Annotated in this window: 14 protein-coding genes; 6 read left to right on the forward strand and 8 right to left on the reverse strand. The window is 61.0% G+C overall.

Annotated features, from left to right (window positions below; genetic code table 11):
* The first annotated feature begins 102 nt into the window (after positions 1-102).
* The 3 genes from V8J38_RS01895 (at position 103) to V8J38_RS01905 (ending at position 5411) form a co-directional block, all read left to right on the forward strand.
* A complete protein-coding gene (locus V8J38_RS01895) occupies positions 103-2349 on the forward strand; it encodes a TonB-dependent receptor (RefSeq protein ID WP_338577676.1) in 2247 nt (748 codons plus the stop codon).
* A gap of 107 nt (positions 2350-2456) precedes the next feature.
* A complete protein-coding gene (locus tag V8J38_RS01900) occupies positions 2457-4343 on the forward strand; it encodes a M20/M25/M40 family metallo-hydrolase (protein WP_338577677.1) in 1887 nt (628 codons plus the stop codon).
* A gap of 48 nt (positions 4344-4391) precedes the next feature.
* On the forward strand, positions 4392-5411 hold the full coding sequence (locus V8J38_RS01905) for an NAD-dependent epimerase (protein ID WP_338577678.1): 1020 nt from the start codon (positions 4392-4394) through the stop codon (positions 5409-5411).
* Between the two features lie 172 nt (positions 5412-5583).
* Here the strand turns inward: V8J38_RS01905 and V8J38_RS01910 are convergent, their stop codons facing one another.
* From V8J38_RS01910 to V8J38_RS01920, 3 genes are all read right to left on the reverse strand, one after another.
* Entirely contained in the window at positions 5584-5874 is a 291-nt protein-coding gene (locus tag V8J38_RS01910) for a hypothetical protein (protein WP_338577679.1), read from the reverse strand.
* An 81-nt stretch (positions 5875-5955) separates the two neighbouring features.
* A complete protein-coding gene (locus tag V8J38_RS01915; protein ID WP_338577680.1) occupies positions 5956-6363 on the reverse strand; it encodes a hypothetical protein in 408 nt (135 codons plus the stop codon).
* A 62-nt stretch (positions 6364-6425) separates the two neighbouring features.
* Positions 6426-6683, reverse strand: coding sequence for a hypothetical protein (locus tag V8J38_RS01920; RefSeq protein WP_338577681.1), 258 nt, complete (start codon positions 6681-6683; stop codon positions 6426-6428).
* Between the two features lie 266 nt (positions 6684-6949).
* Here V8J38_RS01920 and V8J38_RS01925 point away from each other — a divergent pair, with 266 nt between their 5' ends.
* Entirely contained in the window at positions 6950-7210 is a 261-nt protein-coding gene (locus tag V8J38_RS01925; RefSeq protein ID WP_338577682.1) for a helix-turn-helix transcriptional regulator, read from the forward strand.
* 25 nt (positions 7211-7235) lie between these two features.
* Here V8J38_RS01925 and V8J38_RS01930 read toward each other — a convergent pair whose 3' ends face one another.
* The 5 genes from V8J38_RS01930 to V8J38_RS01950 form a co-directional block, all read right to left on the reverse strand.
* Positions 7236-7421 carry a hypothetical protein gene (locus V8J38_RS01930; protein WP_338577683.1) on the reverse strand — a complete coding sequence of 62 codons (186 nt, stop codon included), beginning with the start codon at positions 7419-7421 and terminating at the stop codon, positions 7236-7238.
* Positions 7422-7775: 354 nt separating this feature from the next.
* Positions 7776-8702: a hypothetical protein gene (locus V8J38_RS01935; protein WP_338577684.1), complete on the reverse strand. Its 927-nt coding sequence runs from the start codon at positions 8700-8702 to the stop codon at positions 7776-7778.
* Between the two features lie 420 nt (positions 8703-9122).
* On the reverse strand, positions 9123-9659 hold the full coding sequence (locus V8J38_RS01940; protein ID WP_338577685.1) for a hypothetical protein: 537 nt from the start codon (positions 9657-9659) through the stop codon (positions 9123-9125).
* A 155-nt stretch (positions 9660-9814) separates the two neighbouring features.
* A complete protein-coding gene (locus V8J38_RS01945; RefSeq protein ID WP_338577686.1) occupies positions 9815-10360 on the reverse strand; it encodes a recombinase family protein in 546 nt (181 codons plus the stop codon).
* A gap of 134 nt (positions 10361-10494) precedes the next feature.
* Positions 10495-11961 carry a hypothetical protein gene (locus V8J38_RS01950; protein ID WP_338577687.1) on the reverse strand — a complete coding sequence of 489 codons (1467 nt, stop codon included), beginning with the start codon at positions 11959-11961 and terminating at the stop codon, positions 10495-10497.
* Between the two features lie 101 nt (positions 11962-12062).
* Between V8J38_RS01950 and V8J38_RS01955 the strand changes: the two genes are divergently transcribed.
* Positions 12063-13073 (forward strand): DUF4917 family protein, encoded by a 1011-nt coding sequence (locus tag V8J38_RS01955; protein ID WP_338577688.1) that lies wholly within the window; start codon positions 12063-12065, stop codon positions 13071-13073.
* Between the two features lie 3 nt (positions 13074-13076).
* Positions 13077-13709, forward strand: a complete 633-nt coding sequence (locus tag V8J38_RS01960) for an HNH endonuclease (protein WP_338577689.1) — start codon at positions 13077-13079, stop codon at positions 13707-13709.
* Positions 13710-13775: the final 66 nt, after the last annotated feature.

Consider the following 13775-nt stretch of genomic DNA (forward strand, 5'->3'; position numbering starts at 1 on the left):
GTTCATGCACCAGCCCGCATCGGCGCTGGAACCCGCGACGCTACGGGCCTAGGGGCTGCGGCGAATTCACCCACCCAAGATCATCAAGAAGGGGATATCTCGATGACGCGTCTCTCGGTTCTCGCCGCCTCCGCCAGCGGTCTGGCCCTGCTGCTCTCCACGCCGGCCCTGGCGCAATCCGCCGATGTCCAGGCCGATCAGGCCGCCGCCGTCGGCGACATCGTCGTCACCGCCCAGCGCCGCAGCGAAAGCATCCGCGACGTGCCCTTCGCCGTCACGGCGATGAACACCGAGACGCTGAACGCCGTGAACGCCGGCGGCGGCGACATCCTGCAGCTGTCGGGCCGCGTGCCCAGCCTGCAGGTCGAAAGCTCCAACGGCCGCTACGCCCCGCGCTTCTACATTCGCGGCCTGGGCAATGTGGACTTCGACTTCACGGCGTCTCAGCCAGTGTCGATGGTGATGGACGAACTGGTTCTGGAAAGCGTCTATCTGAAGGGCTTCCCCCTGTTCGACGTGAAGCAGCTGGAAGTGCTGCGCGGGCCGCAGGGCACCCTGTTCGGCCGCAACACCCCGGCCGGCGTGATCAAGATCGACACCACCAAGCCGGGCGATGAGTTCACCGGCTTCGGCTCGATCACCTACGGCAACTATGGCTCGACCCGCGCCGAGGCGGCCGTGACCCTGCCGGCGTCGGATACGCTGTCGGTGCGCGTGGCGGCCCTGTGGAACCACCGCGACGACTGGATCAACAACGCCTATGACGCCCCCTTCGCCAAGAAGGACGGCAAGGACCTGGGCAATTTCGACGATGTGGCGGGCCGCATCCACGTCGCCTGGACCCCGACCGACCGTCTCTCGACCCTGCTGACCCTGCAGGCGCGCGACTATGAAGGCACAGGCACGATGAACCGCGCCAACGTCCTGACCAAGGGCTCGAACAAGCTGAACGACAACTTCGATCGCGACACGGTCTGGTATGACGGCGGCCGCAACAACTTCCAGAAGCAGAAGACCACCTCGCAGTCGCTGCAGGTCGCCTATGACTTCGGCCCGGCGACCCTGACCGGCGTGGTCGGCTCCTTCCAGGGCTGGTCCCAGGGCGACGGCGACATCGACGGCGGCGTCTCCGCGGGCGCGCCGACGGGCGCAGGCTACAAGACTCCGTTCCCGGTCGAGTCCGGCACCCTGTCCAGCGATCTGCTGCAGAACACCTATGAGCTGCGCCTGGCCTCGAACGGCGCGGGCCGTCTGGGCTGGCAGGTCGGCGCCTTCTACTGGGACGAGCGCATCAATCTGGTGTCGGGCACGTTCGACGGCGTCGGCGGCCTCATGCCGACCAAGGTCACCGACATCGTGCAGAAGTCGGACTCCTGGTCGGTCTTCGGTCAGGCCAACTATCAGGTCACGGACGCTCTGAAGCTGACCGGCGGCCTGCGCTATACCGACGACAGCCGCGACTATCACGGCCGCATCGTGGTCGGCACGCCCGCCAATGCAGAAGGCCAGGTCTCGGTCGGCGACGAGCAGGTCAGCTGGGACGTCAGCGCCCTGTATGAGGTCAACGACAGCCTGAACCTGTTCGCCCGCGTGGCCAGCGGCTATCGCGGTCCGTCGATCCAGGGCCGCAACCTGCCGGTTCTGACCACGGCGGATTCGGAAACGGTCATGTCGTATGAGGCCGGCTTCAAGGCTCGCCTGTGGGACGGCCGCGCCCGCCTGAACGCCACGGCCTATCTGTATGACGTCAAGGACATGCAGTTCACGGCCATCGGCGGCATCGACAACTCCAACCGCCTGATCAACGCCGACAAGGGGCAGGGCTACGGTCTGGAGATCGACGGCGACGTCTATCTGGGCGCGGGCTTCACCTTGGCCGGCGGCGTGGCGTGGAACCACACGGAGATCAAGGACAAGGACCTGCTGGTCGCCATCTGCGGCAACCACCTGTGCACCATCACCGACCCCATGGTGAATGTCGGCGGCACGGATCGAGCCAACATCGACGGCAACCCCTTCCCGCAGGCGCCCGAGTATTCGGCCAACCTGACCCTGTCCTACGTCCGCCCGATCGGCGACGATCAGGAGCTGTTCGCCTCGACCGACTGGGTGATGCAGAAGGACTTCAACCTCTTCCTCTATGAGGCGGTCGAGTTCCGTCAGGACACCAACTTCGAAGGCGGCCTGCGCGCTGGCTGGCGCGACCTGAACCGGGGTCTGGAGGCGGCCGTCTATGTCCGCAACATCACGGACGAAGCCAACGTCATCGGCGCCATCGACTTCAACAACCTGACGGCCTTCGTCAACGAGCCGCGCATGTACGGCGTGGAGTTGTCCAAGCGCTTCTAAGCCGATACGGCGGATCGGGAGGGCGGCGGCGGGGAGACCCGCCGCCGCCCTCTTGCCATTCCGCTCGGGCTTGGTCCTACTGCCGCTTGGATCGGGGAGGATCTCTCATGCGGCTGGCCCTGCTGTTCGGATCGCTGACGCTCGCCTTCTTGCTGGCGGTATGGACCACCCAGGCGCCGAAGCCTCGACCGGCCGACGCGCCCGCTGTCGCCTTCTCGGCCGCGCGGGCCATGACCGACATCGAACAGATCGCCCGCGCGCCTCACCCGGTCGGCTCGCCCGAACATGCGCGGGTCCGCGCCTATCTGAACGACCGCCTGACGCAGCTGGGGCTTCAGGTCAGCGAGCAGGCCGGCCCGCTGTCGCCCGCCGCCGTCAAGCGGCTGGAGCGCGCGGGCGGCGATCCCGGCGCGGCGAACAATCAGGCGATCAACCTGATCGGCGTCCTGCCCGGAAAAGACCGCAGCCAGCCCGCCGTCATGCTGATGGCCCATTACGACACCGTGGTCGGCTCCCCCGGCGCGGCCGACGATTCAGCCGGGGTGGCCGCCATCCTGGAGGCCGTGCGGGCGATCCAGGCGCGCGGCCCGGCCGAGCGTGACCTGGTCGTCCTGCTGACCGATGCGGAGGAGCTGGGCCTGGACGGGGCGCGGGTCTTCTTCGGCGGCCATCCCCTGCGCGACCGCATCGGGGCCGTGGTCAATCTCGAGGCGCGCGGCGGCGGCGGCCGCGCCGCCATGTTCGAGACCGGGCGCGAGGCGGGGCCGACGGTCCAGCTGTTCCGCCGTGCCGCGGCGAAAGCCGACGGCGGGACCACCGCCACCTCCATCGCCGCCTTCATGTATGAGCGGATGCCCAACGGCACCGACTTCACCGTGCCCAAGGACCGGGGGATCGGCGGTTTGAACCTGGCCTTCATCGGTCGTCCCGACCAGTATCACGCCGCAAATGCGACGCCCGCCAATCTGGACCGGGGCGCGGTGCAGCATCTGGGCTCTCAGGCGCTGGAGGCGGCCGACGCCTTGTTGCGCGCGCCGAGCCTGCCGGCCAAGGGCGAGAACCTGGTCTATGCCGACGTCTTCGGCCGCTGGGTGATCGCCCATGCGCAAGGGACGGGCTGGATCCTGCTGGCGCTGGCGGCGGCCCTGGGCGGTTTCGCGGCCTGGCGGGCGCGGCGCGGGGCGGGGCTGACGGCGGGGCAGGTCGGTCTGGGCGTGCTGGACGGGCTGTGGTTCCTGACCGGGGGCGTCATCCTGTTGCAGGCCACGCGTCTGCTGGCCGGGCCGATGTCGAACCGCGCCGCCTCGCCGGACGTCTATTACACCCTGCTGCGCCGCCTGCCGTGGATGGAGGCGGGAGCGGCGCTGGCGGCGCTCGCCCTGGCGCTGGTCCTGCTGAGCGGCGCGCGCCGGGCGCGGCCGCGCGTGATCGGCGGGGCGTTCGCCTTGTTGACCGCCGTGGTTCTGATCGTCGGCGGCTTCAGCCCGGTAATGCTGGCGCTCGGCGTCGTTGCCGTCGGCCTGTCGTTGTGGCCGGGACAGGCCGAGCGTTCTGCCTGGGGCGGCTGGCTGGGCCTGATCGCCACTGTCTTCGTCTTCGGCTGCGCCTTGCAGGGCGCGGCGCCCGAGGCGGCCCTGCTGTTCGTCTGGCCGGTGCTGCTGGCGGCGGCGGCGGCGGCCCTGGCGGCCCTGATCGACCCGGGCCTGACGCGGCCGGTCAGCCTCCTGCCTGGCGCGGTCGCGACCTTGCTGGGCGGGGCCTGGCTGCTGGGGATCGGTCATTTCGTCTTCCTGGGCGTCGGGATGGATCTGCCGGGCGCGTTGGCCCTCGTCGCCCTGCTGGTTCTGCTGTTCGCCCGGCCGCTGGCGCCGGGGGCCGGCGCCACGCGTCTGATGCTGCTCGCGGCGGCGGCCTGCCTGATCGCGGGCGTAGGCCTGAACCTGTCAGCCCAGCTGCTGGCGCCGTCGCCCGAAGTCGCTGAGGCCCTGCCCTAGGGCGCTGACGCTGGCGTCCGGCCGCGCGACCGTTTATCGCAGCCGATCATGAGCGATCCCGTCCTGGTCACCGGCTCCGCCGGCTTCATCGGCTTCCACACCGCCCGGCGTCTGCTGGAGCGGGGCGAGCGCGTGATCGGTCTGGACAACCTCAACGCCTATTACGATCCGGCGCTGAAGCAGGCGCGCCTGACCCAGCTTCAGGCTCATCCGAACTATCGCCATCACACGCTGGACCTGGCCGACCGCGCGGGCGTCGCCGCGTTGTTCGCTGAGCGCCAGCCCCGCCGCGTGGTCCACCTCGCCGCCCAGGCGGGCGTTCGCTACAGCCTGGAAGCGCCCGAGACCTATGTCGATTCCAACGTCGTCGGCTTCCTCAGCATCCTGGAAGGTTGCCGCGCGGTCGGGGCGGATAATCTGGTCTTCGCTTCGACCAGTTCGGTGTTCGGCGCCAACCGCGCCCTGCCGTTCTCGGTGCGCCAGTCCGCCGATCATCCGCTGACCGTCTATGCCGCTACCAAGCTGGCCAATGAGGCGATGGCCCATTCCTACGCCCACCTGTTCGGCTTTCCGGCGACGGGCCTGCGCTTCTTCACCGTCTATGGACCGTGGGGCCGTCCGGACATGGCCCTGTTCAAATTCACTCGCGCCATCCTGAAGGACGAGCCGATCGACGTTTATGGCGAGGGCCGGATGAGCCGCGACTTCACCTATGTCGACGACATCGTCACCGGCGTGATCGCCGCGCTCGACCGCCCGGCCGCCATAGATCCGACGTGGGATGCGACGGCCCCCAACCCCGCCACCAGCGGCGTCGCCCCCTGGCGCATCCTGAACCTGGGTGCAGGCCGTCCGGTGCCGTTGATGCGCTACATTGAGGTGCTGGAGACCAAGCTGGGCCGCAAGGCCAAGCTGAACCTCATGCCCATGCAGGACGGCGACGTGGCCGACACCGAGGCCGACGTCACCGAGACCTTAGCCGCCCTCGACTACGCCCCCTCGACCCCGGTGGAGGAGGGCGTGGCCCGCTTCGTCGACTGGTATTGCAACTTCTATCGTGAGAATTGACGCGCGCGTCGGCGCCGCGCCCAAAGACGGTGGTCTTCAACGATTTCGCGGAGATGCCCTGGTGGAGCCGAGGGGAGTCGAACCCCTGACCCGAAATCCAAGAACTATCGCAATAACTTAGATCGAAAAGCGACGCTGTGAACGTTATGCGTAGCAGACGTGCGTAGCGGCGTCAGCCCGGAATATGGTCCGCCCAGGTCAACTTCGGCTGGCCTCCGGAGAAGGCGAGCTTCCAGGTGCCGACCTTCCGTCCGGCAGGGACCGTGGCGTCACCCAAGAAGCGCTCGCCTTCTTCAACCATCCAGCGAACCCCGAGGTTCGCATACATCTCACCATGAGCCTTGGTGCGCTCGGTTAGGACGCCGCAGGAGAACGCGACGGCGTCCTGTTGATCGTTGCAGATGATGGGTTCGATTCCGGAGACCTGATCTCGGAGTAGAGTGATAAGGTTGTATGTGTTCATTAGGTCGGTCCTATTCTGTTTCGGAGCGACCTTATCTGACTTTAGATCTTCTGGTTCTGGCTTCTGCCGCCCGGCTTCATCTCAGTTCGGGACGCCGCCCATATTGACCATCACGATATTCGACGAGCCGCGTCGATTCATGTCCAGCTCCGAGGTGCGAGTCTGGGAGCCGATCTGAGCCTCGACATGCTCGCGGAGTTGACCGATCGATCCTTCTCCCGACGGGATCGCCGTAAAGGTCACGATGTGGCGGACTTGGTCCGTGTAGGATCGCTGCCGGAAGTTACGGAACAGGTAGTTCACCTTCTGGGTGCGGGTCAGGTTGACCTCGCAGACCAGTTGACTGTCGGTCATCGAGACAACCGAACCGTCGTGCATGCAGTAGCCGGCGAACTCTTCGACGAGCTGCTTGGGAGTGCGGTCCTCGAAGGTGAACGAGGTGGAGGTAGCGGAGACGATGGCGAGTGACGCCAGGAGTGCTGTGAACATGGTTCGTATCAGTTAGTTTGCCGCGCCGCAGACGCGCTGTGTTTGGCCGCATCAGGCAAGACTCATGATCCTTGGAGCGCGGCGACCACCTTGCCGATTTCCTCCGCGCGGAATACCGGGTCGGTGTTCTTGGTAGCGATGCGAAGAGCATCAATCACCTCAGATTCGTTGGCCGAGACGGTGCGCCTCTGAAGCAAATCGACGAAGTCTGCAGGAACGTCCTTACCGCGATCGCGCTGAGAAGCGAGCCACAGGTGATAGAGGGCAACGGGTTCGACGCCGAGAAGGCTCGCCAGACCCGGGATGCGGGCTAAGGACACTGGCGTTTGACCTGTCCGCCACATGCTGATGATGTTTGGGGAACTCACGCCTAGGCGATCTACGCACTCGGCGTTTGTTAAGCCCAGAGAGGACCACCGGCTATCTAAGAACTCGGACAGTGGCGTTGGCGACTTGCCATGAAGCGTCCGAGCCGCACCCCTTCTTTTCACTTCAAGATCCGACACTGACAACCCCACTAGTCCCCAATCTGGGGACATCTGTCTGATCACTTAGCCCAACCTTCTCGAACTGAGAAGGCTGGCGAATGCGCAAATGGGTTTCATCAGAAGCGCATCGGGCTGCGGTGCAGCTCCTACGCGAGCAACGGGAGCTGAAAGGTCTCAGCCTTCGCGCTGTCAGTGAGCGGTTGGGCAAGAAGCATCATACTTACCTGCACAAGATCGAGACTGGGGAACGGAGCCTCGACTTGATCGACTTCGTCGCCATTGCACGAGCCGTGGGGGTCGATGAACGGGCTCTTTTCGACGAGCTGTTACGCCGACTGCCAGCTCAGATCGACGTCTGATTCTACCGTATCATCAGGCTGGATTTTACTCAGCCATCGGCCGATGGCAGGTCGGACAGAAGCCAGCCTCTCGCTCCCGCGCTTCGGCAGCTTCTATCTCCTCTATCATTCGGCCGAGCTTTTCACTGCGAGCCTTCGCATAGAAGGTGTAGATTCCAATGGGCACCGTGATCATCAACAGCCCAAGGATGGCTTGTGCTTCGCCGGGCATCGGCTTCTCCTGATTGAAACCCGATCAATCCACGACGCCGAGCCATTCGCAAGCTTCAAGTCGGACCTGGAAGTCGGCATTTAGCTATAAGTGCAAGGCGTTTTTAACTTCGTCCACACACACCTGTTTCCGCTCCTGGAGCCACAAGCGGCGCGCACGTCCGGATCCTTACACCGGGTGATTCTTTGGCCGGAGGCCTCGTTGATGCCTGTAAAATCTTGGCGGGGCGATCGAGGCTCGCAAAAAAGGTGCACACTGGAGGTCGTGCAATGGACGGGCCGTCCCAGCTATAAGGGATCGTCCAAAACCCGGGTCGGCAGATACGGGACCCGGGTCAGCTAGGGCGTGTGGTGTCTAGGGCTTCTCAAATCGCATGCGGTGCGGGAGGAACAATCTCTCATGCTGGCGTTCAATGATCTCCCGCGAGGTCGCTCGTTCCATGTCGGGCGATGGCAATGAGAAGACGATCCGATCCCGGATCAGCACAAGGTTGATCAGGCCCCACGCCCCATCACGGGTAAAGCGTTGGACCAGATCATCCATGAGAGCTTCGCGGGTTATCGCGGCAGGCTCTTCGCCCGCTAAGCGTCGGTCGAGGTCATCCGCTGCCAGGACCTCTAGACAGCGGCAAACCAGCGCCCTTGCTCGGGTCGCTTCATCCAAAGCATTGCGGCGCGGAGCTGCGGCCTCAAAGCGCCAGTCCGGACGAAGATCGAACCAGCGGTCCTCATGAACGATATGCCAATGCATTCTGCGATGGACGTATTTGAGTGCTTTGCGAGCAGCATCCTCGGACACCACTTGATCAAGCCCCACGTAGGACCGGAAACGTTCCTGGTCGTTGGGGTTTTCAATCAACCCCGCACACGTCCGAGCGTCACGCTCCCATTGCGTCAAGGAGTCGTTGTAGTGCGCCCTGAGAGCGTCATGGAGCGCGATGCAGGCCCTCTCCTTCAGTCCTGCGAGGAAGGGCTCTGCAGGGGCTTCCTGGGGCGTCTGGAGGCTCATTCTCCGGAGACTTGTCTTGTTCAGGCCGGTTCTAATCAGCTCCGTAATCCACTGAGCGATATAGGCATTGGCGTAGTCTCGGGTCTGCCAACTACCGTCGAACTCGAAGGCTCCGGCGAACACGTCGTCCCATTCGATGTCAAAGGCCAGGGGATCGGTGCTGGTCTGAACAATCCTCCAGTCCGTCAGCTGGGTGATGAAGTCTGCGGCTTCGAAGGCGATAGGGGCGGTAATGTTGTCCGGCATGGTGATGACCGGGGTTGGGGTAATCATAGTCGTCACTCTCTGAGAGAGGCTTGGTCTTGTCCGGAGCGATCCGGTTGGGGATGCTTCCCGCCACCTGCTTTCAAGCTCGGCCTCGGTCTTTTGGACCAAGCTCTTCTTTCAAGGGATGATCGTCATCCTCCCTTTCAGGCATGACAGGAACTGGCGCAGGAACGTCTTCCTTCACCAGGCTGCCATCACAGGTGGCGGTTTGCATGTGTGACGTGCCGGTTAAGGCTTGGCCGCTTTTCAGGAACGGACCGACATCGCCCCGTCCAGGCGTGTCAGATTTCTGTTGGAGTTATGCTCTTGGCACTGACTCACATACCCCCGCGCCAGCCGCCATTGCATGCAATGACATGGATCGACCCGGAGGATTTTCGCCGCCGCTTCGGTTTGCGACAGCTTTCGATGGCTTTTTGTCAGGTGTTATCGAGCGAGGAAGTCGTAGGTCGAACAGAAGTCGAAGTCGGCGTCGATGGCTTGCTTGTTTGAGTAGCGGATGAAGGCCGGAGCCGTTGTCAGGCGCTTAAGGTGAAATGTGAGTGGTATTTGTTTGTTCGGCGATAGAGGGCGAATGACCTGGCTTTTCTCGTGCGGGGTTAGAGGGTTGTCGATGTCCTGACCCAGACGAGTCCGCAGCAGATCGCGGAAGGCAATCTCTTCCGCTCCTCGAAGGGCGGCGCCCCCGTGCCAATGGAGGAAACGCGCACCGCTGCGCATTTCCCTCTCCACAAAACCTGCCAGGAACATGACGTTCGGGTCTTTAGCATCGACTTGTCGAAGCTGGCGTCGCGTCATCAACCGGAGCTGATGAGAGGTCTCCTTCACCAGACGAGTCATGAGTTCGTCCAACGTGCGTCGATCGAAAGCGCCGGCATTGGCTTGTGGTGAGATCGTCAGAGCATGCGTAATGCCCTGCCTCTGGAAGATGTCCGTATAGGCTTGTGCCATCGCAGGCGTCATGCCGCGAACGTTCCGCACGTTGGAAACGTGAGGTGCGATATTTGCCATAAATTTTGGGGGGAAGGGGGAAGTCTGTGACCTGCACTGGCAGGTTGAGGGCGCATCCGAAGATGTAATGAAATACTAAAGCAACGCTTGCGCAAAGTCCATAGGCTTCACGCTGCGAGCGCTCGATAGACGGATGCTCTGCCTATCCCTAACTGCTTGGCGACAGCGGTTGCCCCAACGCCGGAGGAGACCAGCCGTTTGATCTCATCGGGATCGATAGTGCGAGGTCGTCCCTTATATCGCCCCTCAGCCTTGGCCTTTTCAATGCCTTCCATTTGACGCTCCTTCCGGATTGCCGTCTCGAACTCAGCAAAGCTGCCCAGAAGTTGTAGCATCAGCCGACCTTCAGGCTTCGTGGTATCGACCGCTCCCTGCTGGAGACACTGAAAGCCGACCTGCTTTTTCGTGAGCTTGTCGATGATGGCGCTGAGATCGGACATGGAACGCGCGAGCCTGTCCAGGCGGGTGACGACGAGAACATCACCCTTTCGTGCATAGCGCAGGGCTTCTTCCAGAGCATCTCGGCCGACGGTCGATGTTCCGCTTCGCTTCTCGGCGAAAATCTCTTCGCAACCTGCATCTCGGAGCTGCTGCTCCTGGATCTCCAGTGACTGTCCAACGCTGGACACACGACAATATCCGATACGAGCCATCCGGCCTCTGCCTCAAAAGGTCTAGAATATGAAAATTCTATCGTCCCAAAAATGGGAAGCAACCCAAATGAGGCGGCAATCGCGAACCGACGAGACGCTTCGCCGGAGTATAGTCATAGGATACCTCGCCAAGCTCACCCAGCCTTGGAGCCGGATGGCTTATTGTCCTCCCGAGCATCAATCAGCACGACGTTAGGGTCATTCTCGAGCTTGAGGTCGAAAAGGATCTCTTGGACCCGTTCAAGTTCTTCAGCGGAAAAATACACGATAGCTTTAATGCCGTGCTGCGCATCGCTAGCTTTCTTATATATTTCAACCTGCTTTTGGAGGTTTTTTCTAAGAGCCTTGTTCTTCGCGAGCTTAAACTCGACAAGGGTTTTATCTTTAGCGCCATAAGAGATTTTAAAGTCTACAGGCCCCCGGCCATCGTTGGCTTCGGCACCGAAGTCCGAGCGCGTTCCATACCAAACGAGGCGATACAGCACGTGGAGATCGGCTTCGCGCTGAAGGGGCTTGCCACCTAAATAGAAAAACCTATGACCTCCCTGATCCTCGATGACGTGCTTAAGATACGCAAGCCGCGCATGGGCCTCACTCAACGTTCCGAGCGGTGGTTTTGCGTAGAAATCATCCGGCAAGGCTAACGAGATAGTTTTAACAGCCTCATTGAAAATAAGCTGCGCAAACAAAAGCTTTTCTTCACTCACGCTTACAGCTTCGTTTCCGCTATCTTCTTTGAGCTTAATATAGAAATCTATGAGCCAAGGGTATTCCGCCAAAGTCGCATAGGCGGCTTCTCGCCGCTCTTTAGCTGTTGGCTCATCATCAACCTGACGGAGCTGACGATGAAAATAGTTGAAAACCTCGGATTTTAACTGCGGATTTGGGACGGACGCCGGTATGTCGTGAAATCTATCAATCATGTCGCGCTGATTAATCCAGGTTTCATCCTTGGTGAGAATGTCCCTGGGCGTCAGCAACACGAAGTCACCATCAAAGTATGGTAGCTCGTATGTCTCCGTAACCCATGACTCGAGGTTGTAGTTAAATCGAGCCCTCCTTACTGGAAACTTCCGTCGCTTTGATTTGTCGATATACTCTATCGCAAAATCTTGAGTAAACGAGAGAAGGTAATGCTTTATTAGGTTGGTGGCAAAATCACTTATATTATCCCTGCCAACGCCGTCTTTTATTAGACAGACCTTCTCTAAGTGCGTGCCTCTAGTCACTCCCTCCGATCCAATGTCATTAAATATAAACGCCAAGCTACGGTGAAGCTGCTTCGCGAAATCCAAACCTAGTCCACTGCCATTATTTCCAAGCTCGCAGTATCCGAACCAGTTTTGCTTCACCTCGCTGAAACAGTATAGCCCTATCAGATCGCCCTTGGTGACCCCTCCTGCGTCGCTGCGCCGTTTTAGAAAGGCTAAGTAGGCGACAATCTCATCATGAAGCTCCTGATATTCAGGCTTCGCGCTGTTGAAGAGCAGGAATGGATCAACAAACAGCGGGAGATCGGCAATAAGGGAAACATCGACCGCTCCGTAGTCCTCGACCAGTGATGCGGGAACGTCGAAAACGTCGGAGAAAAATCCAGGCATTGTTCCCGATTATCATACCATCGCGGGTTGGTGAAGCTTCCCATATCGTCGTTCGCCCTTGGTGGGCTTGATTGCGAAAAGCGCCACGCTAAAAGCCGCGCATGCGCAGATCAACGTTTGAACAAGCCCTTGAAGAAACGGCGCTCCGTCGCCGAAACCTTCTTCTAGGAAATGGCTTCAGCATCTCCGCCTCTGACCGCTTCAGCTATCGGTCGCTCTATGAAGAAGCGTTTCCTCGTGAGGAGGATGCACACGTCAGGGGCGTTTTCGAACGTCTTGGAACCCACGATTTCGAAGCGGTGGCGCGGGCGCTTTCCGTGGCTCTGGACGTTGTGAGCGGATACCCGGAAGTAGACCGCGTCGTTGAAGCGATCTCGGCTGATCGGGATCAGTTGGGGCAGCGTCTTATTCGCGTTTTAACGGCAACGCACCCGAACTTACCTTCAGAGCTGACTGAACAAGAGTATCAGAGAAGCGGCACCTTTTTGGGTCACTTCCGTCGCGCCGGTCAGCAGCCGATGGCTGGAGCCATCTATACAACTAACTACGATCTCCTGCTCTATTGGACGCTCATGCGAAATCATGGTGACCTCCAGAGCCGGGACGGGTTCGGGGGGGCTCCGCTGAAATGGCTCGCGGCAGACCAAAGCGTCTTTTACCTACACGGAGCGTTGCACTTTTTCGCGGACGACGACGGGGAGGTTACCAAGCTCGTCTATGGTCGCCCCTTGATTGATCAGATCGCTGCCCAGCTAGATGGTGGTAGGCTGCCCCTCTTCGTGTCGGAAGGGACCACTGAGCAGAAAGTGGCTCGGATCAACGGCAACCCTTATCTCCGCGCGGCGCTGGATGGCTTCGAAGAGGTTTGCAGAGACCGTGACAGCGCGATGTTCGTCTTCGGCCACTCACTCTCTGCGGTCGATCGGCATATTGTCCAGCCTATCGCCACAGGCTCATTGACGACACTGTATGTCGCAACAGTCGATCCGGCTCGAGAAGGTGGTCGTTTTGCAGCAATGGAGGCTGAATGGAACGAGGCTCGTCGCGAGGTCGGTGGGGATGAGATCGAGATAGTGATCTTCAATGCGCTCGACACCCATGTGTGGCGGTGACCGTTGGCCGTTTCTGTAGATCACATCATCGAGGCGCTATCCGAACTCGGTGGTCAAGCGCACCTGGACGACATCGTCGCAAAGGTAGCGCTGATCGCACCAGCGCCACTTCCCGTAGATGTAGGAGCTAGCGTTCGCGCTCGCATTCAGGAGCGTTGCGCCGAGGCCAAAAGCTACAAAGGCGGAGCCAATCTCTTTGCCAGCGTTCATGGCGTGAACGCTCGTCGCGGTGAGTGGCGGTTGCGCCTGGACACTCTATCGGTCGCTAATCCGGATGGGGTGTTGGACGATGCTGAAGCACTCATCGTCCATGCAGAAGGTAAGGCGGAACTACGCATTCACCTTCGACGGGAGCGCTCTCTAGCCCTCATAAAAGCATTCAAGGCCAGCCTCACACATTACCGCTGCGAAGCCTGTGGATTTGATTTCGAGATGGCCTACGGACCGCATGGTCGCCATTACATCGAGGCTCATCACTCCATCCCTGTTTCCCAGCTCAAAGAGGGCTCGACCACGACCGTCAAAGACTTGGTGGCCCTCTGTGCGAACTGTCACCGAATGGTCCACCGAAATGGTCTGATGGATTGGCGCGAGCTCCGCGCGATTGTTGCAACTCGATCTCGCCGATCAGGATGAAAATTTGGCGCTCTACGGTTTACAGCACTCCAGGGAGCAACCGGCTCGCTTGCGTGAATGCCAAGA

It is taken from the genome of Brevundimonas olei, assembly GCF_037055245.1.
Taxonomy (GTDB): domain Bacteria; phylum Pseudomonadota; class Alphaproteobacteria; order Caulobacterales; family Caulobacteraceae; genus Brevundimonas; species Brevundimonas olei.

Bases quoted from the DNA above. Each gene is read 5' to 3' on its own strand.
- V8J38_RS01945 (WP_338577686.1), bottom strand. From the start codon at position 10,360: ATGGCTCGTATCGGATATTGTCGTGTGTCCAGCGTTGGACAGTCACTG.
- V8J38_RS01915 (WP_338577680.1), bottom strand. From the start codon at position 6,363: ATGTTCACAGCACTCCTGGCGTCACTCGCCATCGTCTCCGCTACCTCC.
- V8J38_RS01950 (WP_338577687.1), bottom strand. From the start codon at position 11,961: ATGCCTGGATTTTTCTCCGACGTTTTCGACGTTCCCGCATCACTGGTC.
- V8J38_RS01940 (WP_338577685.1), bottom strand. From the start codon at position 9,659: ATGACGCCTGCGATGGCACAAGCCTATACGGACATCTTCCAGAGGCAG.
- V8J38_RS01910 (WP_338577679.1), bottom strand. From the start codon at position 5,874: ATGAACACATACAACCTTATCACTCTACTCCGAGATCAGGTCTCCGGA.
- V8J38_RS01930 (WP_338577683.1), bottom strand. From the start codon at position 7,421: ATGCCCGGCGAAGCACAAGCCATCCTTGGGCTGTTGATGATCACGGTG.
- V8J38_RS01935 (WP_338577684.1), bottom strand. From the start codon at position 8,702: ATGATTACCCCAACCCCGGTCATCACCATGCCGGACAACATTACCGCC.
- V8J38_RS01955 (WP_338577688.1), top strand. From the start codon at position 12,063: ATGCGCAGATCAACGTTTGAACAAGCCCTTGAAGAAACGGCGCTCCGT.
- V8J38_RS01895 (WP_338577676.1), top strand. From the start codon at position 103: ATGACGCGTCTCTCGGTTCTCGCCGCCTCCGCCAGCGGTCTGGCCCTG.
- V8J38_RS01925 (WP_338577682.1), top strand. From the start codon at position 6,950: ATGCGCAAATGGGTTTCATCAGAAGCGCATCGGGCTGCGGTGCAGCTC.
- V8J38_RS01900 (WP_338577677.1), top strand. From the start codon at position 2,457: ATGCGGCTGGCCCTGCTGTTCGGATCGCTGACGCTCGCCTTCTTGCTG.
- V8J38_RS01905 (WP_338577678.1), top strand. From the start codon at position 4,392: ATGAGCGATCCCGTCCTGGTCACCGGCTCCGCCGGCTTCATCGGCTTC.